General features: G+C 68.4%; 24 protein-coding genes. 9 read left to right on the forward strand and 15 right to left on the reverse strand.

The window, feature by feature from the left end:
- Positions 1-100 precede the first annotated feature (100 nt).
- The 3 genes from M0L44_RS10950 to M0L44_RS10960 are packed head-to-tail and all read right to left on the reverse strand — an operon-like array spanning position 101 to position 2,180.
- Positions 101-385 carry a BolA family protein gene (locus M0L44_RS10950; protein ID WP_252769751.1) on the reverse strand — a complete coding sequence of 95 codons (285 nt, stop codon included), beginning with the start codon at positions 383-385 and terminating at the stop codon, positions 101-103.
- A 47-nt stretch (positions 386-432) separates the two neighbouring features.
- A complete protein-coding gene (locus tag M0L44_RS10955; RefSeq protein WP_435526410.1) occupies positions 433-1,242 on the reverse strand; it encodes an ABC transporter permease in 810 nt (269 codons plus the stop codon).
- Entirely contained in the window at positions 1,239-2,180 is a 942-nt protein-coding gene (locus M0L44_RS10960) for an ABC transporter ATP-binding protein (RefSeq protein ID WP_252769752.1), read from the reverse strand. The genes M0L44_RS10955 and M0L44_RS10960 overlap by 4 nt, the downstream gene beginning before the upstream one ends.
- A 64-nt stretch (positions 2,181-2,244) precedes the next feature.
- Here M0L44_RS10960 and M0L44_RS10965 point away from each other — a divergent pair, with 64 nt between their 5' ends.
- Together M0L44_RS10965 and M0L44_RS10970 are read left to right on the forward strand one after the other, a co-directional pair.
- Entirely contained in the window at positions 2,245-2,973 is a 729-nt protein-coding gene (locus M0L44_RS10965) for a TetR/AcrR family transcriptional regulator (protein WP_252769753.1), read from the forward strand.
- 37 nt (positions 2,974-3,010) lie between these two features.
- On the forward strand, positions 3,011-3,268 hold the full coding sequence (locus tag M0L44_RS10970; RefSeq protein WP_252769754.1) for an acyl-CoA-binding protein: 258 nt from the start codon (positions 3,011-3,013) through the stop codon (positions 3,266-3,268).
- 36 nt (positions 3,269-3,304) lie between these two features.
- On the opposite strand, the gene M0L44_RS10975 is transcribed toward M0L44_RS10970, so the two are convergent.
- Genes M0L44_RS10975 through M0L44_RS10985 form a run of 3 tightly spaced genes read right to left on the reverse strand, consistent with a single transcriptional unit; the run spans position 3,305 to position 6,808 of the window.
- Positions 3,305-3,613 carry a polyhydroxyalkanoic acid system family protein gene (locus M0L44_RS10975; RefSeq protein ID WP_252769755.1) on the reverse strand — a complete coding sequence of 103 codons (309 nt, stop codon included), beginning with the start codon at positions 3,611-3,613 and terminating at the stop codon, positions 3,305-3,307.
- Between the two features lies 1 nt (position 3,614).
- A complete protein-coding gene (locus M0L44_RS10980) occupies positions 3,615-4,745 on the reverse strand; it encodes an aminopeptidase (RefSeq protein ID WP_252769756.1) in 1,131 nt (376 codons plus the stop codon).
- Between the two features lie 14 nt (positions 4,746-4,759).
- Positions 4,760-6,808 (reverse strand): molybdopterin-containing oxidoreductase family protein, encoded by a 2,049-nt coding sequence (locus M0L44_RS10985; protein WP_252769757.1) that lies wholly within the window; start codon positions 6,806-6,808, stop codon positions 4,760-4,762.
- Positions 6,809-6,931: 123 nt separating this feature from the next.
- Between M0L44_RS10985 and M0L44_RS10990 the strand changes: the two genes are divergently transcribed.
- Both M0L44_RS10990 and M0L44_RS10995 read left to right on the forward strand, forming a co-directional pair.
- Positions 6,932-8,071, forward strand: coding sequence for an ABC transporter substrate-binding protein (locus M0L44_RS10990; protein WP_252769758.1), 1,140 nt, complete (start codon positions 6,932-6,934; stop codon positions 8,069-8,071).
- A 45-nt stretch (positions 8,072-8,116) separates the two neighbouring features.
- Positions 8,117-9,322, forward strand: coding sequence for a M20 aminoacylase family protein (locus tag M0L44_RS10995; RefSeq protein WP_252769759.1), 1,206 nt, complete (start codon positions 8,117-8,119; stop codon positions 9,320-9,322).
- A gap of 18 nt (positions 9,323-9,340) precedes the next feature.
- Here the strand turns inward: M0L44_RS10995 and M0L44_RS11000 are convergent, their stop codons facing one another.
- Positions 9,341-9,706: a hypothetical protein gene (locus M0L44_RS11000; RefSeq protein ID WP_252769760.1), complete on the reverse strand. Its 366-nt coding sequence runs from the start codon at positions 9,704-9,706 to the stop codon at positions 9,341-9,343.
- Positions 9,707-9,973: 267 nt separating this feature from the next.
- On the opposite strand from M0L44_RS11000, the gene M0L44_RS11005 reads away from it, so the two are divergent.
- Genes M0L44_RS11005 through M0L44_RS11015 form a run of 3 tightly spaced genes read left to right on the forward strand, consistent with a single transcriptional unit; the run spans position 9,974 to position 12,200 of the window.
- Positions 9,974-10,555 (forward strand): cysteine hydrolase family protein, encoded by a 582-nt coding sequence (locus M0L44_RS11005; protein WP_252769761.1) that lies wholly within the window; start codon positions 9,974-9,976, stop codon positions 10,553-10,555.
- Positions 10,552-11,181 (forward strand): GlxA family transcriptional regulator, encoded by a 630-nt coding sequence (locus M0L44_RS11010; RefSeq protein ID WP_252769762.1) that lies wholly within the window; start codon positions 10,552-10,554, stop codon positions 11,179-11,181. Before M0L44_RS11005 ends, M0L44_RS11010 begins: the two co-directional genes overlap by 4 nt.
- Positions 11,178-12,200, forward strand: a complete 1,023-nt coding sequence (locus M0L44_RS11015) for a GlxA family transcriptional regulator (protein WP_252769763.1) — start codon at positions 11,178-11,180, stop codon at positions 12,198-12,200. Before M0L44_RS11010 ends, M0L44_RS11015 begins: the two co-directional genes overlap by 4 nt.
- Here the strand turns inward: M0L44_RS11015 and M0L44_RS11020 are convergent.
- The 4 genes from M0L44_RS11020 to tal are packed head-to-tail and all read right to left on the reverse strand — an operon-like array spanning position 12,106 to position 16,174.
- Positions 12,106-12,801, reverse strand: coding sequence for an HAD family hydrolase (locus tag M0L44_RS11020; protein WP_252769764.1), 696 nt, complete (start codon positions 12,799-12,801; stop codon positions 12,106-12,108). The genes M0L44_RS11015 and M0L44_RS11020 overlap by 95 nt on opposite strands.
- Positions 12,788-13,597, reverse strand: coding sequence for a glycoside hydrolase family protein (locus M0L44_RS11025; protein WP_252769765.1), 810 nt, complete (start codon positions 13,595-13,597; stop codon positions 12,788-12,790). The genes M0L44_RS11020 and M0L44_RS11025 overlap by 14 nt, the downstream gene beginning before the upstream one ends.
- Before the next feature lie 32 nt (positions 13,598-13,629).
- A complete protein-coding gene (gene pgi, locus M0L44_RS11030) occupies positions 13,630-15,225 on the reverse strand; it encodes a glucose-6-phosphate isomerase (RefSeq protein ID WP_252769766.1) in 1,596 nt (531 codons plus the stop codon).
- Position 15,226: 1 nt separating this feature from the next.
- A complete protein-coding gene (gene tal, locus M0L44_RS11035; RefSeq protein WP_252769767.1) occupies positions 15,227-16,174 on the reverse strand; it encodes a transaldolase in 948 nt (315 codons plus the stop codon).
- Between the two features lie 176 nt (positions 16,175-16,350).
- On the opposite strand from tal, the gene zwf reads away from it, so the two are divergent.
- On the forward strand, positions 16,351-17,796 hold the full coding sequence (gene zwf / locus M0L44_RS11040; RefSeq protein ID WP_252769768.1) for a glucose-6-phosphate dehydrogenase: 1,446 nt from the start codon (positions 16,351-16,353) through the stop codon (positions 17,794-17,796).
- A 44-nt stretch (positions 17,797-17,840) separates the two neighbouring features.
- A complete protein-coding gene (locus tag M0L44_RS11045; protein ID WP_252769769.1) occupies positions 17,841-18,707 on the forward strand; it encodes a MurR/RpiR family transcriptional regulator in 867 nt (288 codons plus the stop codon).
- On the opposite strand, the gene M0L44_RS11050 is transcribed toward M0L44_RS11045, so the two are convergent.
- The 4 genes from M0L44_RS11050 to mlaD form a co-directional block, all read right to left on the reverse strand.
- Positions 18,689-18,973, reverse strand: a complete 285-nt coding sequence (locus tag M0L44_RS11050; protein ID WP_252769770.1) for an STAS domain-containing protein — start codon at positions 18,971-18,973, stop codon at positions 18,689-18,691. The two genes, M0L44_RS11045 and M0L44_RS11050, sit on opposite strands and share 19 nt — an antisense overlap.
- A gap of 1 nt (position 18,974) precedes the next feature.
- Positions 18,975-19,610 (reverse strand): MlaC/ttg2D family ABC transporter substrate-binding protein, encoded by a 636-nt coding sequence (locus M0L44_RS11055; protein WP_252769771.1) that lies wholly within the window; start codon positions 19,608-19,610, stop codon positions 18,975-18,977.
- A 102-nt stretch (positions 19,611-19,712) separates the two neighbouring features.
- Positions 19,713-20,498: an MlaA family lipoprotein gene (locus M0L44_RS11060; RefSeq protein ID WP_252769772.1), complete on the reverse strand. Its 786-nt coding sequence runs from the start codon at positions 20,496-20,498 to the stop codon at positions 19,713-19,715.
- On the reverse strand, positions 20,495-20,983 hold the full coding sequence (gene mlaD, locus M0L44_RS11065) for an outer membrane lipid asymmetry maintenance protein MlaD (protein ID WP_252769773.1): 489 nt from the start codon (positions 20,981-20,983) through the stop codon (positions 20,495-20,497). The genes M0L44_RS11060 and mlaD overlap by 4 nt, the downstream gene beginning before the upstream one ends.
- Positions 20,984-20,999 lie beyond the last annotated feature (16 nt).

Raw genomic sequence — 20,999 nt, forward strand, 5'->3', positions numbered from 1 at the left:
GTCTGGTCGGGAAGGGGCCGTCCGAACCTGGGGGGATGGGAAGGGATCCATCGCCACCGCGACGTCACCCATCACCCACGGTCCGGACCGCGGGAGAGGGTCAATGGCGGTGTTCAGCCGGCGCCTGCAGCGCGGCGGCGGGGCCCTGGGCGGCCCATTCGGCCGGGGTCAGGGTCTTCATCGAGAGGGCGTGGATCTCAGCGCGCATGCGCTCGCCCAGGGCGGTGTACACCCGCTGGTGGCGGTGCACGCGCGACAGGCCTTCGAACTCGGGCGAGACGATGGTGGCGTAGAAGTGCTGGCCGTCGCCCTGCACGTCCAGGTGATCGCAGCCGAGGCCGGCGGCAATGTACGCGTGGAGCTGGGCGGGGGTGGGATTGGCCATGATGCGCAGATTATCGCCGATATGCCCTTGCCGCCGTCACTCCGGACTCAATTCCGGAGCTTGTAGCCGGACTTGAGCAGGCGCAGCGTGATCGCCGAGACCACCAGGAAAGCCCCGCCCACCACCGCCAGGCTGATCCAGGGCTCGACATCGCTGACGCCGAAGAAGCCGTGGCGGAAGCCATCGATCATGTAGAAGAAAGGGTTGAAGTGGCTGGCCGCCCGCCAGAATGGCGGCAGCGTCGACACCGAATAGAACACCCCGGCCAGCATGGTCATGGGCATGACCAGGAAATTCTGGAAGGCGGCCATCTGGTCGAACTTCTCGGCCCACAGCCCGGCGATCAGGCCCAGCGCCCCCATCAGGCCCGCGCCCAGCAGCGCAAAGGCCAACACCCACAGCGGCTGCACCAGGCCGGGCGGGCCGAACCAGACAGTGACCGCCAGCACGCCCAGGCCTACCACCAGACCCCGGACGACGGCCGCGCCCACATAGGCCAGGAACCAGGCCCAGTGCGACAGCGGCGTGACCAGCAGGAACACCAGGTTGCCGGTGATCTTGCTCTGGATCAGACTGGACGAGGTGTTGGCGAAGGCGTTCTGCAGCACGCTCATCATCACCAGGCCCGGGATCAGGAAGGCGGTGTAGGCGATCTGGCCATAGACCTTCACATGGTCCTCCAGCACATGGCCGAAGATCAGCAGGTAGAGCACCGCGGTCAGCACCGGCGCGCCGACGGTCTGGAAGCTGACCTTCCAGAAGCGCAGCACCTCCTTGTAGAACAGGGTGCGGGCACCGGCCAGCGGGCCGAATTCAGGCGTCGGGCGGGCTGGCAGCAGGCGTTCGGGGGCGTTCATGCCGACACCTCCTGGCGCGGGGCGGGCGATGGTGTGGCCGTGCCCTGCATGATGGCCAGGAACACGTCCTCCAGATCGGCCCGGCCGATCTCCAGGTCCTCCACCCGCACGCCGGCGGCGCGCAGCTGGGCCAGCACGGCCTCCACGTCGGCGGCGTCGCGCGCACTCACCTGGGCGATGCGGCCGGTCACGCGGGCGCGGGCCTGCAGCGCCGGCGGCAGGGCGTCGTCCGTCTTGAAGCGCAGCATGCTGCCGCCGGCCGCGTGCAGCAGGTTGCTGGTGCGGTCCAGCGCCACGATCTGGCCGCGTTTGAGCATGGCGATGCGCCCGCACAGGGCCTCGGCCTCTTCCAGGTAGTGGGTGGTCAGCAGCACGGTGTGGCCCTGCTGGTTCAGGCGGGCGACGAACTGCCAGAGGGTCTGGCGCAGTTCCACGTCCACGCCGGCGGTGGGCTCGTCCAGCACGATGACCGGCGGCCGGTGCACCAGGGCCTGGGCCACCAGCACGCGGCGCTTCATGCCGCCGGAAAGCTGGCGCATGTTGGCATCGGCCTTGTCGGCCAGGCCCAGGCCGGCCAGGACCTCGTCGATCCAGTCGTCGTTGTGGCGCACGCCGAAGTAGCCGCTCTGGATGCGCAAGGTCTCGCGCACCGAGAAGAAGGGGTCGAACACCAGTTCCTGCGGCACGATGCCCAGGGCGTGGCGGGCCTGGGCAAAGTCGCTCAGCACATCGTGGCCCATCACGGTGACCCGGCCCTCGGTGGCGCGGGCCAGGCCGGCCAGGATGCTGATGAGGGTGGTCTTGCCGGCTCCGTTGGGACCCAGCAGGCCGAAGAACTCACCCTCGGCGATGTCGAAGCTGACGCCATCCAGGGCCCGGAACGGGCCCTGCCCTCCCTGGTACACCTTGGTGACGCCCTGGAAACTGATGGCGGGCATGGGCGCGATTCTAGGGAGAGTGCCAAGGGCCCACGACATGTCCGGGTGCTAGATTGACCCGGCCATGGTCGCCAAACCGCCCCGCCGCACCCCCCAGCGCATCCTCGAGGCGGCGCGGGCGCTCTACAACCGCTTCGGCGAGCCCAACATTTCCACCACCCGGATCGCCGCCGAACTGGGCATCAGCCCTGGCAACCTGCATTACCACTACCCCACCAAGAACGCTTTGCTCGATGCGCTGGTGGCCGAGGATCTGCAGGCCCTCGACGGCGTGCTGGCCCAGGCCCCGGCCGTGCGCCGGACCACCGAGGCCTGGCAATGCATCCAGGCCCAGCTGGCGCTGGCGCACAAGCACCGCTTCCTGCTGCGCGACCTCAATGAGCTGCTCAGCCGCAACCGGCAGCTGGAGCAGCAGGTCCAGGCCATGCTGGCGCGCCAGACCGAGGCGGCCCGGGCCCTCTTGGGAGGGCTGGTGACCGGCGGAGACGCAGGGATGAACTCAGCCGAGATCGACGACCTCGCCACCGCCCTGGTGCTGGTGCTCAATGGCTGGCACAGCTTTGCCTTCGCGCGGGCCCCAAGATTGGCACTGGAGGCTCCCCAGGCAGAGCGGACACTCACGGAAGGCGTGGGGCAGGTCCTGGCCTTGGTCGCGCCCTATCTCACCCCAGAGGCACGCGACACCCTGCGACAGCTGCGCCAGCAGCCCGGCAGCGAGCCCCCCGCGGCTTGGACGCCCCCCCGTGTCGCTGCCCCCACGAACGCCGGGTCGGAACGGTGCGGGACTGGTTAATATCCGCACGAACGTTCATTCCGTTTTGGAGACCACCATGTCCGACCTGTCCACCCTGTTCCAGACCGCCGTGGCCGAAAGCAAGCAGCTGCCGGAAAAGCCCGACAACATGACGCTGCTGAAGATCTATTCGCTCTACAAGCAGGCCACCGAGGGCGATGTGCAGGGTGAGCGCCCCGGCATGATGGACTTCGTGGCCCGCGCCAAGTGGGACGCCTGGTCCAATCTGAAGGGCCAGACCGCCGACCAGGCCAAGCAGGCCTACATCGACCTGATCGAATCGCTCAAGGACTGAGCGCCGCGGCAAGGCGCCCGGGCTCGGCCGGCCCGGTCAGGCCTTCTTCGACGATGCCTTGGCCAGGGCCTCGTCCAGCATCCGGCCGGTCTCCGCTTCGATCTTGCCGGCGAAGGCCTTGAACAGCAGACCCAGCTGGGCCTGCAGGTCGAAGCGCTCCGCCGTCACGGTCAGCGTGCCTTTGACACCCGAGCGGTTGAACTCGATCACGTCGCAGTCGCTGCCGCGCTGCACGGTGCAGCGCATGTCCAGCTTCTTCTCGGCATAGCCGGCCCAGTCCTGGGCCACCTGTCGGGCCCGCTCCAGGCCCAGTTGGTGGTCGCGGTGCATCTTCAGATCGGACATGTCATGGCTCCTTGGAGTTGGTGGCCACCGTCGGCATGAGGGCTTGCAGCGCCCGTTCACGCTCAGGCCGGGCCTGGTCGGCCAGGCGCTGCACGGCAGCATAAAAACGGGGGAAGTTCTCCCCCTCCTGCAGGAAGAGGGCCTGGAAGGCCGGCACCCATTGCAGGTAGGCTCCCAGCACCCCCAACGAGGCGTTGTTGGCCTGGGCAAAGAAGCGGTCGTAGCCGGCGAAGCCCTGCCAGGGGCCGTCGCGCAGCGCAGCGTAGTCGGCCCGCATCTGCGCGAACAAGGCTGCCTTGCGCTGGCGCTTGGCCTCGTCGCCCAGCGGGCTGGCGTACAGCGCCTGCAGGGCCGCCCGGGTGCGGCCGGTCAGGGCCCGGAAGTCCTGGCGCCGCTGCTCCAGCGCGGCGTACTCGCGCCGGGCGGCCTCGTCACCGAAGCGGCTCAGCCAGCGCCGGGCACCGATCTGCTCCACCGCGGTGGCAAAGCTCTCGTTGAAGGCGGTGTCGCCCGCGGCATAGACCACCTGGTGCGACAGCTCATGGAAGATCAGCCGAGCCAGTTCGCCTTCGGGCCAGCGGATGAAGGTGTTGAGCAGCGGGTCGCCCCCCAGCCAGTTGCTCATGCCCAGCGTGGAGTAGGCCGGCACCGGGTAGACGCTGACCTCCAGCCCTTCGGCGCGCAGGGCGTCCCCGGCGGTCTGGGCAGCGGCCTCGTCGAAGTAGCCGCGGTAGCCCACACAGCCCACCACCGGAAAGCACCAGGTCTGCAGGGTGAGCGAAAGCTCAGGTGCCGCCACCACGTTCCACACCGCCGCGCCGCGGTGCAGGTCGGCATAGCGCCGGTAGCTGCCGTTGTCGGGCAGGTCCAGTTCCTGGATGGCGAAGTCGCGCATGCGCTGGCTCAGTTGCAGGCGCTCGCGCAGGGCGGCATCGGTCTGCGGGTCCTGCACCCAGTCGTTCACCGGTCGGGCGCTGTGCAGCAGGCTGAGGTGCCCGCCGGCCGACTGCCAGAGGTAGCCGACCGAGCTGCAGCCGGAGGTCAGGCACAGCGTCCCCAGGCTCAGCAGCAGCACGCCCAGGCCGGAGCCCCCCACCCAGGCGGCCCAGCGCGCCAGCCGTCGCCACGTCATCTTGAAGGCCGCCCTCACAGGGGCGCCACCTCCACCAGGCAGTCGTAGAAGCACGGGGCCTCGCCCAGGTCGGTCAGACGCTGGTGGGTCAGCTGGTTGACGTTGGTGCCGTTGCGACCCAGCTTGCGCCACCACACGCCCAGGCCGTTCACCACACCCGGCCGGGCGCGCGGGCTGACACGGGCCACGCAGTGGTACTCGCCCCGGTCGTTGAAGACCCGCACCGGCTGGCCGTCGGCCAGACCGCGGGCCTGGGCATCGGCCGCGCAGATCTCCAGCAGCGGCTCGCCTTCGATGTCGCGCAGGCTCTTGACGTTGACGAAGCTGGAGTTGAGGAAGTTGCGCGCCGGCGGCGAGATCATGGCCAGCGGGTAGCGCTGCGCCAGCGCCGGATCGCGCTCGGCGCTCTCGTGGTTGGGCACATGGTCGGGCAGCGGCAGGCCGGGCGCGCAGGCGCGGGCCTTGCCGCTGGGGGTGAAGAAGCGGCCCTCGGCGAACGGTGCCTCGGGCACCGGCAGCTTGAGCCAGCCCACGCGGCGCAGCTCGTCGAAGTCCACCTCGAAGGCCTGACGGGCCAGACTCAAGTCGTCGTCCTGGAAGCAGGGCTCGTCAAAGCCCATGCGCGCGGCCAGCTGACGGAAGATCTCGGCGTTGGAGCGCGCCTGCCCGGCCGGCGGCAGCGCCGGCTCGTTGATCAGCAGGTAGGTGTGGCCGTAGCTGGCGTGCACGTCCCAGTGTTCCAGCTGGGTGGTGGCAGGCAGCACGTAGTCGGCATGGTCCGCGGTGTCGGTCAGGAAGTGCTCGAGCACCACGGTGAAGAGGTCCTCACGGCGGAAGCCCGCCACCACCTTGGCCGATTCGGGCGCCACCGCCACCGGGTTGCTGTTGTAGACGACCAGGGCCTCGATCTTCGGCCCGAAGGCGGGCGAGGCCTCGCGCAGCAGATCGTCGCCGATGGTGCTCATGTTGATGCTGCGCGGCTGGCGGCCGGCCAGCAGGTCCGGGCGCTCCAGCGCTCGGTTGCGGAAGGGCTTGTTCCAGCCGGAGGCCGACAGCAGCAGGCCCCCGGCCCGGTGGCGCCAGGCCCCCACCAGGCAGGGCAGCAGTGCGATCAGCCGGGCGGCGTTGCCGCCACCGGCCACGCGCTGCATGCCGTAGTTCAGGCGGATGGCCGCCGGGGCGGTGCTGCCATAGTCGCGCGCCAGGCCGCGCACCTCGTCGGCGCTGATGCCGCAGACCTCGGCCGCGCGCTCGGGCGGCCACTGCAGCGCACGCTCGCGCAGCGCGGGCCAGCCTTCCACATGCCGGGCCAGGTAGTCGTGGTCCAGCCAGTCGTTCACCACCAGCTCGTGCATCAGGCCCAGGGCCAGGGCGCTGTCGGTGCCGGGCCGCAGGGCGATGTGCTGGTGACACTTCTCGGCCGTCTCGGTGCGCCGCGGGTCGATCGCGATCAGCTTGGCGCCGCCCCGCTTGGCCGCCTGGGCATAGGTCCAGAAGTGCAGGTTGGAGGCGATGGAGTTGCTGCCCCAGATCAGGATGAGGCGGCTCTCGGCGAAGTGTTCCAGGTGCATGCCCACGGTCGCACCGTAGGTCAGCGCCAGCCCGGTGGCCCCGGCTTCGGCACAGATGGTGCGGTTGAGCTGCGAGGCCCCCAGCCGGTGGAAGAAGCGGCCGGCCATGGCCTCGCCCTGCACGAAGCCCATGGTGCCCGCGTAGCTGTAGGGCAGGATGGCCTGCGGATCGCGCGCGGCGATGGCCTTCAGTCGCGCGGCGATGTCGTCCAGGGCCTCGTCCCAGCCCACCGGCTCGAACTGCCCGGAACCCTTGGGACCGACGCGGCGCAGGGGCTGCAACACCCGCTCGGGGTGGCTGTTGCGCTCGGCGTAACGGGAAACCTTGGTGCACAAGGCCCCGTGGGTGGTGGGGTGATCGGGTTCACCTTGCAGGCGGATCAGGCGCTCGCCTTCGACGGTCACGCGGATGGCGCAGGTGTCGGGACAGTCGTGCGGGCAGGCCACGTGGATCACACGCGTGGCGGCCGATGGATCACGGGTCAGGCTCATCCCGGCATGATGTCACAGCCGGTCACACAAGCCTGCGGTTCCCTCCTGCCCGAAACGTCAACATCGCCTGACCTTTTGCAACAATCGGTCAGCTCCAAAAGGGCATCACGTTCAGGGAAGTTCATGCACGCAGTCAACCGCCGTACCGTTCTTCAACGCAGCGCCGCCCTGGGGGTGGCCGCAGCCCTCCCCACGGGGGTGCTCGCCCAGGCCCGCGAGGGGCGCATCGTGCTGGGCCAGTCGGCCGCGCTCACCGGCCCGGCAGCCCAACTGGGCCTGCAGTTCAACCGTGGCGCCCGTCTGGTCTTCGACAAGGTCAATGCCAGCGGCGGCGTGGCCGGCGCACAGATCGAGTTGCGTGCGCTGGACGACGGTTACGAGCCCGAGCGCTGCCGGCTCAACACCGAGCGCTTCCTGTCCGACGAGGTGTTCGCCCTGTTCGGCTATGTGGGCACCCCCACCACGCTGGCGGCGCTGCCCCTGTTGACGGCCGCCAAGGTGCCCTTGGTCGCCCCGCTGACCGGCGCGATGGGGCTGCGCAACCCCTTCAACCGCAACGTCTTCCACATCCGGGCCTCCTACGAGGACGAGACGGCGCTCATCGTCAAGCACCTCACCCAGCTGGGCCTGAAGAAGATCGGCGTGTTCCGCCAGAACGACAGCTACGGCCAGGCCGGCCTGGACGGCGTGACCAAGGCGCTGCAATCACGGCAGTTGAGCCCGGTGGCCGTGGGCACGGTGGAGCGCAACAGCAGCGACGTGGCCGCCGCCGTCAAGACGCTGACCGCAGCCCGCCCGGACGCCATCGTGCTGATCAGCGCCTACGGCAGCTGCGCCGCCTTCATCCGCGCCGCCCGCCAGGCCGGCTACGGCGGCACCTTCTTCAACGTGTCCTTCGTGGGCACGCAGGCGCTGTCCGACGCCCTGGGTCCCGATGCTCGGGGGGTGATGGTCACCCAGGTGGTGCCCAGCCCCTTCTCCACGACCAGTGGCATCGTGCGCGACTACCTGGCCGCCCTGAAGGCCGCGGACCCCAAGCTCAAGCCCAACTACACCAGCCTGGAGGGCTACATCGCCGCGCGCGTGCTGGTGGACGGCCTGAGTCGTGGCGGCCGCGGGCGGGATGGCCTGGTCAGCGGCCTCGAAAGCCTGGGGACGCTGCAGCTGGGCGGCTTCCCGCTGAGTTTCAGCGCCCGGGACCACGTGGGCTCGCATTTCGTGGAAGTCACCATGCTCACAGGGGATGGCGGCGTGCGCACCTGAAGTGACACCCGGCTAAGATCCTCGACCCCCGACCCGGAGATTCCCATGACCCTGCTGGCCGACCTCCAAGCGCAAGCAGACGATTTCGTCGCGCTGCGACGCGACATCCACGCCCATCCCGAGCTCTGCTTCGAGGAGCACCGCACGGCCGAACTGGTGGCCCGCCAGCTGGAGGGCTGGGGCATCGAGGTGCACCGCGGACTGGGCCGCACCGGGGTGGTGGGCATCCTGCGTCGCGGCAGCAGCGGGCGCACGCTGGGTCTGCGGGCCGACATGGACGCCCTGCCGATCACCGAGCGCAACAGCTTTGCCCACGCCAGCCGCCATCCCGGCAAGATGCACGCCTGCGGCCACGACGGCCACACCACCATGCTGCTGGCCGCGGCCCGCCACCTGGCGCGCCATGGCCGCTTTGACGGCACGGTGTACCTGGTGTTCCAACCCGCGGAGGAAGGCGGCGGCGGCGCGCGCGAGATGATCGCCGACGGCCTGTTCGAACGCTTTCCGATGGAGGCCATCTTCGGCCTGCACAACTGGCCCGGCATCCCCAGCGGCCACTTCGCCGTCTGCAAGGGGCCGATCATGGCCTCCAGCAACGAGTTCCGCATCGTGATCCGCGGCAAGGGGGCCCATGCCGCCCTGCCCCACCTGGGCATCGACCCGGTGCCGGTGGCCTGTCAGATGGTGCAGGCCTTCCAGACCATCGTGACGCGCAACAAGAAGCCGCTGGACACGGCCGTGATCTCGGTGACGATGATCCACACCGGCGAGGCCTCGAACGTGGTGCCGGACCACTGCGAGATCCAGGGCACGGTGCGCACCTTCTCCACCGGGGTGCTGGACCTGATCGAGCGCCGCATGGGCGAGATCGCTGAACACACCGCAGCGGCGTTCGGGGCGACGGCCGAATTCCACTTTCACCGCAACTACCCGCCCACGGTCAACCACGACCGCGAAGTCACCTTCCTGCGCGACGTGATGCGCGAGGTGGCCGGGCCGGACCACACCCTGGAGATGGAGCCGGCGATGACCGCCGAGGACTTCAGCTTCTTCCTGGAGAAGACGCCCGGCGCCTACTTCATGATCGGCAATGGCAGCGGGGAACACCGCACGCCCCACGACGGGACGGCGCGACAGGTGGGGCCATGCACGCTGCACAACCCGCACTACGACTTCAACGACGCGCTGATCCCTCAGGGCGCCGCGCTGTGGGTCCGGCTCACGGAGCGCTGGCTGGCCAGCGCCGCCTGAGCCGGAAAGCCCGCAGGCTCAGGCCATCACGTCGATCGAGCCTGCCGAGGTGGCCATGCTCTCGGCACCCGTCGGCACCGGGTCGCTCACCGGCGGCAGCGGTTGCCGGCTGGCACGGAGTTCCTTGATCGCATCGGCGGCCACCGACTTGGCGCCCTGGACATCGCCCTGGGCCAGGGCCTTGCCCACCTGCGCAAAGGCACCATCCGGATTCCAGGTGGCGTTGGGCGGCGGGTTCTTCAGGATGTCCTTGTAGGCATCCTTGGCGGCATCCAGATCGCCCTGGCGCAGGGCCTTGCCCAGTTGATGGAACTGCTTGGCGGTGTCGGCCACACTCGAGGACGACCAATCCACGGCACCACTGCTGACAGCAGAAACAGACATGTGAACTCCCTGGTGGCGACAGCCGGCCCGGACACCGGACCTGTTTCACTGCGCCTGTCGGCATGGTGGAAGAGAAACCCTGAGCACAAACGGGGAAACAAAACCGACATCACGGCGGAGTTCAGACCTGTCAACCCCGACCACCTCGGCACAGGATTCACCCCCGGCATGTCCTGAATTGGCTGCAACTGGTCCCACCACGGCCTGCACCCGCAAGACATCGCCAGACACCATGGCGATCACTGCCCTTCATCCAAGGTGATCACCATGTCCTCTCCTGACACTGCTGTGCTGCTCATCGATGTCCAGGCCTCCTTCACGGCCCGGCCTTATTGGTCCACGGCCGAGCTACCGGCCTATCTGGACGCCACCCACCGCCTGTTGAAAGGCGCACAAGCCGCCGGATGGCCCATCGTCCAGGTCTTCCACACCGACGGCCCGGCCCAGGCAGACAACCCCTTTGCGCAAGCCAGCGGACTGGTGCGCCCCCTGCCCGGCCTGCCGGCCTTTGAGGCCGCATCGGTGGTGGAAAAGCACCGCCACAGCGCCCTGGTCGGCACGGGGCTGGGCAACTGGCTGCATGCACGGAAGCTGCGCCGGCTGATCGTGGCCGGCATCCGCACCGAGCAATGCTGCGAGACGACCACCCGCCACGCCAGTGACGAGGGCTGGGAGGTGGACTACGTGACCGAAGCGACCCTGACCTTCGACATGGTGAGCCCGGCCGGCAACCTGATCACCGCGGCCCAGCTGCGTGAACGGACCGAGACCGTGCTGGCCGGGCGTTTTGCCACGGTCTGCAGCGTGACGCAGGCGCTGGCGCGGGCCGCCGCAGCGGAGGCCGCATGAGGCAGGACCGCCGCCCCACGGACATCCTGTTGCTGATGTTCGACGAGGTCGAACTGCTGGACTTCGCCGGCCCCTACGAAGTCTTCACCACGGCAAACCGGGTGGCGCAGCGGGAGGCGCCGGATGTCCAGTCCTTCCGCCCACCCTTTCAGCTGCGCACCGCCTCGCCCGATGGGCGACCCGTGCGCGCCAGGGCCGGGCTGGGTCTGCAGCCGGACCTGGCACTGCCGGATGCGCCCCCACCCGACCTGCTGATCGTGCCCGGCGGTGTGGTGGACGGGCTGCAGCGCGACAGGGACTTTCTCGCCACCCTGCGCAGCCTGGGCCAGGGTGCCGGCTGGGTGGCCTCCATCTGCACCGGCGCCTTCCTGCTGGCGGATGCGGGCCTGCTGCGGGATGCCGAGGCCACCACACACTGGGAGGACCTCGAGGCCTTGGGCCGTCAGCACCCGCATCTGCGGCTGCGGCCCGACCGGCGCTGGGTGGACACCGGCCGGGTGCTCAGCTCGGCCGGCATCGCGGCAGGTCTGGACCTGAGCCTGCACCTGGTGCGACGATGCGCCGGTGTGGAACTGGCCCAGCGCACCGCCCGCCAGCTGGACTACCCATGGGATCCAACCGAATGAGCCCACCCAGGGACCCCGTGAACCTCTGGTTCGTGGTGCTGCCCGACACCTTGCTGCTGGACCTGGCCGGTCCGGCCGAGGCGTTCCGCCTGGCCAACCAGCAGTGCGCCCGCCGAGGCCTGCCGCCGTCCTTTGCGATGCACTTCGTCAGCCCGGCCCCGCAGGCCGTCAGCTCCGTGGGCCTGGCACTGGAAGGACTGACCCCTCTGCCCAGCACGCTGCCGGCGCCCAGCTGGGTCTGGCTGCTGGGGCGCCCCGGCGAGGCCCGGGATGTCGTTCAGCAGGAGCCCGCCTGGCTGGCGACGAGAGACTGGCTGAATCGCACCCTGGGGCCGGCACTGGGTACTCCGGCCAGCCCGCACCGGCTGTTGACCGTCTGCTCGGGGGCCCTGCTGGCCGCAGACGCCGGCCTGCTGGCCCATCGCGAAGCAACCACCCACCACGAATTGCTGGACGACCTGGCCCGGCTGGCGCCGCACTGCAAAGTGCAAGGCAACCGCGTGTTTGTGCAGGATGGCCCTGTCTGGAGCAGTGCTGGCGTCACCGCGGGCATTGATCTGGCCCTGCACCTGATCGCCGAAGTGCTGGGGGAAGGACCGGCCTCAGCCGTCGCGCAGGTGATGGTGGTGTTCCACCGCCGCGGGCAGCAGGATCCAGAGCGCTCCCCGCTGCTGGCCGGACGGCGGCACCTGCACCCGGCGGTCCATGCCGTCCAGAACGCGGTGGTCGAAGCCCCGGGCGAGGACTGGAGCCTGGCGCGGATGGCGGCCTTGGCCCATGTCACCCCGCGCCACCTGACGCGGCTGTTCCAACTGCATGCCGGGGTGTCGCCCCGCCAGCATGTCGAGCAGGTGCGCCTGGTGCTGGCCGGAGAGGCCCACACCGGCGGCATGACACGCGAACAGGCCGCCGAACTGGCCGGCTTCAGCTCGACCCGGCAGTGGCGTCGGGCCAGGACACGCCGGACAGATTCAGTCCCCGCGCCATCAGATCCTCGGCCAGACGTGCCGGCGAGGTGAAGCGCAGGGCCGGCAGCCCCAGCTGCGCGGCGGCCTCGATGTTCTCGACATGGTCGTCGATGAACAGCGCATCCCCCGGTGCCACGCCGAACCGGGCCAGCGCCAGCCGGAAGATGTCCAACCCCGGCTTGCCGGTCTTCACGCGGGCGGAGAAGACGCCGTCCTCGAACCAGGTCAGGAAGTCGTGGTGCTGTTCCAGATGACGGGCATAGGGCTCGGGCATGTTGGAGAGGAAGAACAGCCGATGCCCGGCGGCCTTCAGGGCCCGCAGGATGGCCACCGTGCCCCGCTGGGGTTCCAGTTCCAGAGGCACCGCCTCGATCACCGCCTGCACCTCCTCCCGGCTCAGTCCGGTGCGAGCGGCGATGCGGTCGCGGCACTCGTCGGCACTGATCAGCCCGCTGTCGAAGGCCCCCCAGTCGCCCTGGTAGGCCTGGAAGAACTGGCGCTTCCAATGTTCGGCCTCTTCGGTCGAAGCGATGCGCCCAGGGAGCACCCGGGCCAGCAACTGGGCGGGCTGCCAGCGAAACAGCACGCCACCGAAATCGAAGATCAGGTGGGGGCTGCGAGTCCCCTCGTCAGCCCACTCAGAAGCTGGCATACACGCGTCCCAGAGGCGTCAGTGCCCCCTGGCTGTCCACCAGGCGCGAGGTCCGCACGGCCTCGCTGCCACTGCCACGCCCGGCGCCAAACCAGGCATAGCGTTCCACGTAGGAGCGCTTCTCCAGTTCGGGAATCACCGCCTTCATGAAGGCCATGACCTGGTCCTCGGAATAGCGGTTGGTGCCGGCCTGGCGGGCGCTCCAGTCGGCCACGGCAAACTCGGTGATCCAGATCGGCTTGCGGTAGTGCTTGTAGACCGCGTCCAGACGCTGCAGGAATTTCTGGGGGTCGGGCGGACCGTAGAGGTGGATCGCCATGAAGTCCACGCGCAGATTGGAGGCCTTCGCGCGCTTCTCGAAACTCAGCGCCCAGCCCCCCAGCGGCGTGGCCGCGGCGGGCGAGCTGATGCGGGTGCCCAACTGGCTGAGCGTGGCCCAGGTGGCCGCCGCATCCTGCACCGACATGTTGGACTGCCCCACCTGATCGGGCTCATTGAGGGCCAGCAGCTCGGACGCCACAGGCTTGCCTTGCAGTGCGGAAATCTGGGTGTCCAGCCAACGTCCCCCCCAGACCATGGGGACGAACTTGGCCGACACCGGGTCGTTCATGGGTTGCGGGGTCCAGGTGTAGTACCAGCTCACCTTCAAGGCCTGCAACTGGGGGGCTCCGATGCGATCCTTCAATCCCACCCCTCGCTTGTCGCTGGCCATGGCCAGCCCCACGGCCAGCGCCATCACCACGCCCAGCAAAAGCCTCAGCCCGCCGCGGGCCGTCCGTCGTGTCAGTGCATCCATGGATCCTCCTGTGACATCCACCTTCGGGACTCTCAACCGCGCAGCCGTTGAAGCAAGCCCGCCGTGGAGCCGTCCAGCCCCACCGTGTCTCCGCTGACCAGCTTTGGCAGCAGTTGGTTGCACAAGGCCTTGCCGAGTTCCACACCCCATTGGTCGAAGCTGTTGATGCCCCACAGCGCACCGCTGGTGAAGACGCGGTGCTCGTACAGGGCGATCAGAGCCCCCAGCGCGCGGGGCGTCAGTTCTTCCAGCAACAGCGTGGTGCTGGGCCGGTTGCCGGGGAAGCAGCGTTGCTGGGCCAGCACCTCCGACGGCAGATCGGGTGAGGCGGTGGGAGCGCGCTCGGTGGCGGCCTGGGCTGCCGTCTTGCCCTGCATCAGGGCCTGGCTCTGGGCCAGGCAGTTGGCCAGCAGCATGGTGTGCAGGTCGGCATGCGTGTGGGTGGGCCGCTTGACTGCGATGAACTCCACCGGCACCACGTCCGTGCCCTGGTGCAGCATCTGGAAGTAGGCATGCTGGCCGTTGGTGCCCGGCTCGCCCCAGACCACGGGGCTGGTCGCCAGGGGCAGCGTGCGGCCTTGGGCGTCGACCTGCTTGCCGTTGGACTCCATCTCCAGCTGCTGCAGGTAGGCCGGCAGCCGACGCAGCCCCTGGTGATAAGGTGCCACCGAGCGGCTGGTGAAGCCATGGAAGTTGCGGTACCAGACGTCCAGCAGACCCAGCTGCACGGGCAGGTTCTGAGCCAGCGGGGCCTCGGCGAAGTGGCGGTCCATGGCATGGGCGCCGGCCAGCAGGGCCCGGAAGTTCTCCGCCCCGATGGCGATGGCGATGGGCAGGCCAATGGCGCTCCACAGGGAGAAACGCCCCCCCACCCAGTCCCAGAAGCCAAAGGTGCGGTGAATGCCGAACTCGGCTGCGGCGTCCAGGTTGGTCGTCACGCCAACGAAATGCCGCCCCAGGTCGGTGCCCCCTTGCGCCAGGAACCAGGCCCGGGCCACCTGGGCATTGGCCATGGTTTCCTGGGTGGTGAAGGTCTTGGAGGCGACGATGAACAGCGTGCGGGTCGGGTCCAGCCGACGCAGCACCGGGGTGATGTCGTGCCCATCGACGTTGGAGACGAAGTGCAGGCGCAGGCCGGGATGGCACCAGGCATCCAGCGCCGGCACGGCCATCTGCGGACCCAGATCAGACCCACCGATGCCGATGTTGACCACGTCGGTGAAGCCGCTGCTGGCGGTGTCGCGCACCTGTTCGGCATAGGCCAGGAAGCGGTCCAGCATGTCATGCACGGCGTCGCTGTGCGGCCCCTCGCCGCGTGGCGCGCGCAGTGCGGTGTGCAGCACGGCGCGGCCCTCGCTGGTGTTGATGGGCTCGCCGCGCAGCATCGCATCGCGACGCTCGGTCAGCTCGCATTCCTGGGCCAGGCTGAGCAGCAGCACCCGGGTGGCCTCGCTCCAGCGGTTCTTGGAGAGATCGGCGAACACCTCCGGCGCCTCAATGCCGAAGCGCTCGAAGCGGTGCGGCTCGCTGGCAAAGGCCTGGCGCAGATCCAGGACCCGACCGCCGTCCTCGAAGTGACGGTGCAGTGCCGCCCAGGCGGCGGTCTCGTCGCAGCGGGGCACCGGCATCTCAGCTCCCCTGGATCAGCGCGTCCAGCTTCACCGCATCGGCGGCAAACAGGCGGATGCCCTCGGCCAGCTTCTCGGTGGCCATGGCATCCTCGTTGAGGGCCCAGCGGAAGCGGGCTTCATTGAAGGTGCACCCGTGGGGCACCTCGGCCGCCTCGGCTTGGGGCGACAGGGCCCGGGTCACCGGCCCTTCGGCGGCCTGCAGCTGGGTCAGCAGATCGGGGCTGATGGTCAGCAGGTCACAGCCTGCCAAGGCCAGGATCTGGCCGATGTTGCGGAAGCTGGCCCCCATCACCTCGGTGGCGATGCCGTACTTCTTGTAGTAGTGGAAGATCTTGGCCACCGAACGCACCCCCGGGTCGTTGGCCCCCGCCATGGCGGCTTCATCCCAGTTGGCACCAGCCTGCTTCTTGTACCAGTCGTAGATGCGACCGACGAAGGGGCTGATCAGCTGCACGCCCGCATCCCCACAGGCCACCGCCTGGCAGAAGCTGAACAGCAGCGTGAGGTTGCAGTGGATGCCCTGCTGCTCCAGGGCCCGCGCGGCCTGGATGCCTTCCCAGGTGGAGGCAACCTTGATCAGGACGCGATCGCGGCTGATGCCAGCGGCCTCGTACATGGCGATCAGACGCTGCGCACGTGCAATGGTGGCCGCGGTGTCGAAGGACAGGCGGGCATCCACCTCGGTGGAGACCCGCCCCGGAACAACCTTCAGGATCTCCAGGCCGAAGCGCACCAGCACCCGGTCCACCACTTCGTCCAGCGGGCGCCCCTTGTGTGCCGCCACAGCCGCCGTCAACAGCGGCGCGTAATCAGCTTGCTGAACCGCCTTGAGGATCAATGAAGGATTGGTGGTGGCATCACGCGGCGCGTACTGCGCCATTTGCCTGAAGTTACCGGTGTCGGCCACCACGGTGGTGTAGGCCTTGAGTTGTTCGAGCTGATTCATGGTGCGCGAAAAGCGTGCAAGGAAAGTGCCACACGCCCATTAGAACCCGACTTGGTGACACGCCCAAGGATGTTTTCCCAAGGGCGACGGAGGGATCCCCCTTCTCCGGCCACAATTGACCCCCCTCGGCAAGTCATGCATCATCGATCGACGTAACCAAATTACCGGCCGACAGCATGTCCTTCGACCTGGTCTTCTTTGGCGGCACCGGCGACCTGACCTGGCGCAAGCTGATGCCGGCCCTCTTCCAGGCCTTCCGCCACGGCAAGCTGCCCGAAGGGGGACGCATCCTCGCCGTGGCCCGGGACGACCGCAGCGACGAGGCCTACCGCCAGTTCATCCATGACCGCTTTGCAGAGGTCGAAAGCTCCAAGCGACCCAGCGATGAGGAGTTCGCCCGCTTTGCGGCGCTGCTGCACTACCGCCGCATGGACCTGTCGCACCCGCAGGACTATGCCGGCCTGAAGCAGTGGCTTGATGCCCGCGGCGCCGACACGGCGGTGCTTTACCTGGCCACCAGCCCCTACCTGTTCCCGGTGATCTGCGAGCAACTGGGTGCCGTGGGCCTGAACGGCCCCCAGGTGCGGGTGGTGCTCGAAAAGCCCCTGGGCCACGATCTGGCCAGCGCGCAGGAGATCAACCGCGTGGTGCGCTCCGTCTTCAGCGAGCGCCAGGCCTTCCGCATCGACCATTACCTGGGCAAGCCTTCGGTGCAGAACCTGATGGCCCTGCGCTTTGCCAACGCCCTGTTCGAGCCATTGTGGCGGCGCGAGAGCATCGCCAACATCCAGATCACGCTGGCGGAATCCATTGGCGTGGGCACGCGGGGCGACTTCTACGACAAGACCGGCGCCCTGCGCGACATGGTGCAGAACCACGCCCTGCAGTTGTTGACCATGATCGCGATGGAGCCGCCGTCGACCAACGATGCCGATGCGATCCGCGACGAGAAGCTCAAGGTTCTGCGATCACTGCGGCCCTTCACGCCCGAGAGCGTCGCGCGCGATGTGCTGCGCGGCCAGTACAAGGCCGGCAACGTGGCCGGCCAGGCCGTGCCCGGCTACCTGGACGAGGTGAAGGTACCGCCCGGCAGCCTCTGCGAGACCTTCGTCGCCCTGCGCACCGAGGTGCAGAACTGGCGCTGGGCGGGCGTGCCCTTCTACCTGCGCACCGGCAAGCGGCTGGCCGCGCGGGACGCCCAGATCGTGATCAACTTCCGCGAGGTGCCGCACCCGATCTTCCCGAGCGCCTCGCTGCCCAACAAGCTGGTCATCAAGCTGCAGCCCGAGGACGGACTGGAGCTGCACCTGATGGCGGCCAAGGGCAGTGGTCCCAGCGAGCAGCTCTCGCCCGTCAAGCTGGACCTGGACTTCGACCGGGCCTTCCCCAGCGAACGGGTGGGCGCCTACGAACGCCTGCTGCTTGACGCCATCGCCGGCCGGCTGAACCTGTTCGTGCGCAGCGACGAGCAGGAGCAGGCTTGGCGCTGGGTGGAGCCCATCCTCGACGCCTGGGCCCGTGATGCCACCGGGCTGCGCACCTATGCGGCAGGCAGCTGGGGGCCGGCCGCCGCCAGTGCGCTGGTCGCGCGCGATGGCTTTGCCTGGGCCGAGGAACAATAGGGGTCGAACGCTCACCTCGGCGTGCACCCCACGCTGTCAGAACCATGCTTGACCGAATCCGGGCCTCGCTGCCTGCCCTGCCTCCGGCCGAACAACGGGTGGCAGCCCTGTTGCTGAAGGATCCTCGCAGCTTTGCTTCTCTGCCGGTGGGCACCTTGGCCGAGCGCGCCGAGGTGAGCAAGCCCACGGTGGTGCGCTTCTGCCGCAGCATTGGCTATGACGGCCTGGCGGATTTCAAGCTCAAGCTGGCGGGTGTGGTGAATGAGGGCGTGCCCTTCATTCACCGGGCCGTGGACGAGGACGACCGCGCCGCCGAGCTGATCATCAAGGTGGTCGACAACGCGGTCAGCGCCCTGCTGAAGTACCGCAATGCAGCGGCGCCGGCCGCCTGCGAAAAGGCCATCGACGCGCTGACCGAGACCGTGCGTCGCCAGCGCCGGCTGGAGTTCTACGGCATGGGCAACTCGGGCATCGTGGCCCAGGATGCCCAGCACAAGTTCTTCCGCCTGGGCGTCAACGCCACCGCCCAGAGCGACGGCCATGTGCAACTGATGAGCGCCACCATGCTCCGGCCGGGCGATTGCGTCGTTGCGATCAGCAACTCCGGCCGCAGCCGCGATCTCATCGAGGTCGTCGAAGTCGGGCTGCGCAAGGGGGCCACGCTGATCGTCATCACGGCCAGTGGCTCTCCGCTGGCCGCCCTGGCGCAATCGCATGGACAGACGGTGCTGGCGGCCGACCATCCGGAGGACTACGACCGCTACAGCCCGATGGTTTCGCGCCTGCTGCACCTGACCATCGTCGACATCCTGACCACCGGCGTGGCACTGCGCCTGGGCCAGGCGCTGCGGCCCACGCTGCAGGAGATCAAGCGCAACCTGAGGCTGCGGCGCTACGCGCCCGACGACTGAGGCGGCTGCAGGCCCAGCAGGCCGTCGACGCCATAGAGACGGGCGAGGTCAGCCAGCTGAGCCGGAGCGCCCCGCACCACCCAGCGCCGGCCCTGGGCCTGCCGTCGGCAGGCCAACAGCACGGCCAATGTCGCGGAATCGACCTGCCCCAGCGCACTGGCATCGAGGGTCAGGTCGGGGCCGGTTTCAGCGGCCATCTGCGACAACAGCGCATCCCGGACCTGGCGAGCCTCGGACAGTGTGATCTGGGCAGGCAGGTGCAGCATGTCAGCCCTTGGCCGGAACGGCCTTGTTCTTCTCGGTCAGCTTGCCGATCAGGCCATCGATGCCGCTGGCATTGATCTCCTGGGCAAAGCTGTTCTTGTACTGCTCGACCAGCCACACGCCCAGCACATTCACGTCGTAGATGCGCCAGCCGTCACCGTCCTTTTCGAGGCGGTAGTCCAGCTGGATGGGGTCACCCCGGCCGCGGATCTCGGTGCGCACCACCACCTCGGTGTCGGTGGGGGCGGCGCGCAGGGGCTTGAGGGCCACGGTCTGGTCACGCACCTGAGAGAGCGCACCGGCGTAGGTGCGCACCAACAGGATCTTGAACTCGTCCTGCAGGCGCTTCTTCTGATCGGGGGTGGCCGTGCGCCAGTAACGCCCCACGGCCGAGGCCGTCATGCGCTGGAAGTCGACCACCGGCATCACCTTGGCATCGACCAGCGCGTTGATGCGGCTGATGTCCCCCGCCTGAATGGCCTTGTCCCCCTTGACCGAATCGATGACATCGGTCGAGAGCTGGCGAATCATCGTGTCGGGCGCCAGGGCCTCGGCATGCAAGGTGGGCAATACAGCCGAGGCGGCCGCGATGGTCAGCACGATGGCGGTACGGGGAAACAGCGGCGTGTGGGACGTCATGGATGGCGCTCCTTGTCTTGTGTGTCGGGCAGCGAGCCCGTGTGGTTCTTCAACGCTGACTGCAGGGCTGGCGTGCACCTGCACCCACGTGACAAATTGTTGTCAGGGGTTTTCGTCGTCGTCCGGCGGATTGCCGTCGTAGACCTGGTTGCGACGGCGGGCCAGGTAGGCGTCACGGAAGAAGCTGTAACGATCGAGGGCAACTTCATCCAGCAACTGGCTGGCGCCCAGCAGGTTGGCCCGGGTGTTCACCACCTTGACGGCAGACACGCCGAGGGTCGCCGAAGTTCCGCTGACCAGTTGGGTGTCCATCGAGGCATACAAATCCACCGGCGTGGCCACGGTGTCACGGGCAGTCGATGCCCCCAGCAGGGGCAGCACGATGTAGGGTCCGGGCGGGACGCCCCAGCGCCCCAGGGTCTGGCCGAAGTCTTCGCTGTGGCGTTCCAGGCCCAGTTCGGTGGCTTGGTCAAACAGGCCGCCGATGCCGAAGAAGGTGTTGGTGATCACCCGCATCGTCATTGCACCGGCCTGACCGGGCTTGCCCTGCAGCAGCTGGTTCACCGCCGACCAGACATCGCCCAGGTTGCCCAGCACGTTCGACACCCCGGTGCGGACCATGCCTGGAACCACCTTCTGGTAGGTTTCGGCCGCGGGCTTGAGCACATGGGCATCGAGCTGGTCGTTGAACTCGAAGACCTTGCGGTTGAGTGACTCGTAGGGGTCGCGCGGGTTGACCGTCGGGACGTCGGCATCGGCCTCGTCCTCGGGCGACGAAGCCGCCGCTGCCATCGACGCAGCTTCTGTCGGCGCTGAGACTTCGTCAGCCCAGACGCCCGCGGTCGGCAGGCAGGCCGCCAGCCACAAGATGCCCGTGCGCAGTATCATTTCTCCGCTCCCGAAGCCGCCGTCCCGGCGTCGGCCGCCTTGCTGAACAGCAGCTGACCGATCAGGTTCTCCAGCACCAGAGCGGACTGGGTCTGCTTGATCATGTCGCCAGCGGCGAGGTTCTTTTCGTCGGCTCCCGGCTCGATGCCAACGTACTGGTCACCCAACAGGCCCGAGGTCAGGATCTTGGCCGAGGAGTCCTTCGGAAACTGGACATCCTTGCGCAGTTCCATGGTCACCACCCCCTGAAAGGTCTGTGGATCCAGCGTGATCGACCGCACCCGGCCCACATCCACCCCGGCCGAACGGACCGGCGCGCGGGGCTTGAGGCCGCCGATGTTGTCGAATCGGGCCTGCACGAGGTAGCCGTCCCCACCACTGGTGAAGCTGGTCAGGTTGGCGGCCTTCATGGCCAGGAACACCATGGCCAGCGCCCCCAGCACCACGAACAGACCCACCAGGATTTCCGTACTCTTCTTGTTCATCTCGTTTCTCTTGTCG

The sequence above is a fragment of the Ideonella oryzae genome (genome assembly GCF_024055665.1).
Classification (GTDB): domain Bacteria; phylum Pseudomonadota; class Gammaproteobacteria; order Burkholderiales; family Burkholderiaceae_C; genus Ideonella; species Ideonella oryzae.

What these genes read in the sequence shown, in the direction of transcription:
- M0L44_RS10960 (WP_252769752.1), bottom strand. Translation starts at nt 2,180, where the DNA reads ATGCCCGCCATCAGTTTCCAGGGCGTCACCAAGGTGTACCAGGGAGGG.
- M0L44_RS11045 (WP_252769769.1), top strand. Translation starts at nt 17,841, where the DNA reads ATGCTTGACCGAATCCGGGCCTCGCTGCCTGCCCTGCCTCCGGCCGAA.
- pgi (WP_252769766.1), bottom strand. Translation starts at nt 15,225, where the DNA reads ATGCCGGTGCCCCGCTGCGACGAGACCGCCGCCTGGGCGGCACTGCAC.
- M0L44_RS11005 (WP_252769761.1), top strand. Translation starts at nt 9,974, where the DNA reads ATGTCCTCTCCTGACACTGCTGTGCTGCTCATCGATGTCCAGGCCTCC.
- M0L44_RS11050 (WP_252769770.1), bottom strand. Translation starts at nt 18,973, where the DNA reads ATGCTGCACCTGCCTGCCCAGATCACACTGTCCGAGGCTCGCCAGGTC.
- M0L44_RS10970 (WP_252769754.1), top strand. Translation starts at nt 3,011, where the DNA reads ATGTCCGACCTGTCCACCCTGTTCCAGACCGCCGTGGCCGAAAGCAAG.
- M0L44_RS11055 (WP_252769771.1), bottom strand. Translation starts at nt 19,610, where the DNA reads ATGACGTCCCACACGCCGCTGTTTCCCCGTACCGCCATCGTGCTGACC.
- M0L44_RS10955 (WP_435526410.1), bottom strand. Translation starts at nt 1,242, where the DNA reads ATGAACGCCCCCGAACGCCTGCTGCCAGCCCGCCCGACGCCTGAATTC.
- M0L44_RS11025 (WP_252769765.1), bottom strand. Translation starts at nt 13,597, where the DNA reads ATGGATGCACTGACACGACGGACGGCCCGCGGCGGGCTGAGGCTTTTG.
- M0L44_RS11020 (WP_252769764.1), bottom strand. Translation starts at nt 12,801, where the DNA reads ATGCCAGCTTCTGAGTGGGCTGACGAGGGGACTCGCAGCCCCCACCTG.
- mlaD (WP_252769773.1), bottom strand. Translation starts at nt 20,983, where the DNA reads ATGAACAAGAAGAGTACGGAAATCCTGGTGGGTCTGTTCGTGGTGCTG.
- M0L44_RS10995 (WP_252769759.1), top strand. Translation starts at nt 8,117, where the DNA reads ATGACCCTGCTGGCCGACCTCCAAGCGCAAGCAGACGATTTCGTCGCG.
- M0L44_RS11015 (WP_252769763.1), top strand. Translation starts at nt 11,178, where the DNA reads ATGAGCCCACCCAGGGACCCCGTGAACCTCTGGTTCGTGGTGCTGCCC.
- M0L44_RS11010 (WP_252769762.1), top strand. Translation starts at nt 10,552, where the DNA reads ATGAGGCAGGACCGCCGCCCCACGGACATCCTGTTGCTGATGTTCGAC.
- M0L44_RS10965 (WP_252769753.1), top strand. Translation starts at nt 2,245, where the DNA reads ATGGTCGCCAAACCGCCCCGCCGCACCCCCCAGCGCATCCTCGAGGCG.
- M0L44_RS11060 (WP_252769772.1), bottom strand. Translation starts at nt 20,498, where the DNA reads ATGATACTGCGCACGGGCATCTTGTGGCTGGCGGCCTGCCTGCCGACC.
- M0L44_RS10990 (WP_252769758.1), top strand. Translation starts at nt 6,932, where the DNA reads ATGCACGCAGTCAACCGCCGTACCGTTCTTCAACGCAGCGCCGCCCTG.
- M0L44_RS10985 (WP_252769757.1), bottom strand. Translation starts at nt 6,808, where the DNA reads ATGAGCCTGACCCGTGATCCATCGGCCGCCACGCGTGTGATCCACGTG.
- tal (WP_252769767.1), bottom strand. Translation starts at nt 16,174, where the DNA reads ATGAATCAGCTCGAACAACTCAAGGCCTACACCACCGTGGTGGCCGAC.
- M0L44_RS10950 (WP_252769751.1), bottom strand. Translation starts at nt 385, where the DNA reads ATGGCCAATCCCACCCCCGCCCAGCTCCACGCGTACATTGCCGCCGGC.
- M0L44_RS11000 (WP_252769760.1), bottom strand. Translation starts at nt 9,706, where the DNA reads ATGTCTGTTTCTGCTGTCAGCAGTGGTGCCGTGGATTGGTCGTCCTCG.
- M0L44_RS10975 (WP_252769755.1), bottom strand. Translation starts at nt 3,613, where the DNA reads ATGTCCGATCTGAAGATGCACCGCGACCACCAACTGGGCCTGGAGCGG.
- M0L44_RS10980 (WP_252769756.1), bottom strand. Translation starts at nt 4,745, where the DNA reads ATGACGTGGCGACGGCTGGCGCGCTGGGCCGCCTGGGTGGGGGGCTCC.
- zwf (WP_252769768.1), top strand. Translation starts at nt 16,351, where the DNA reads ATGTCCTTCGACCTGGTCTTCTTTGGCGGCACCGGCGACCTGACCTGG.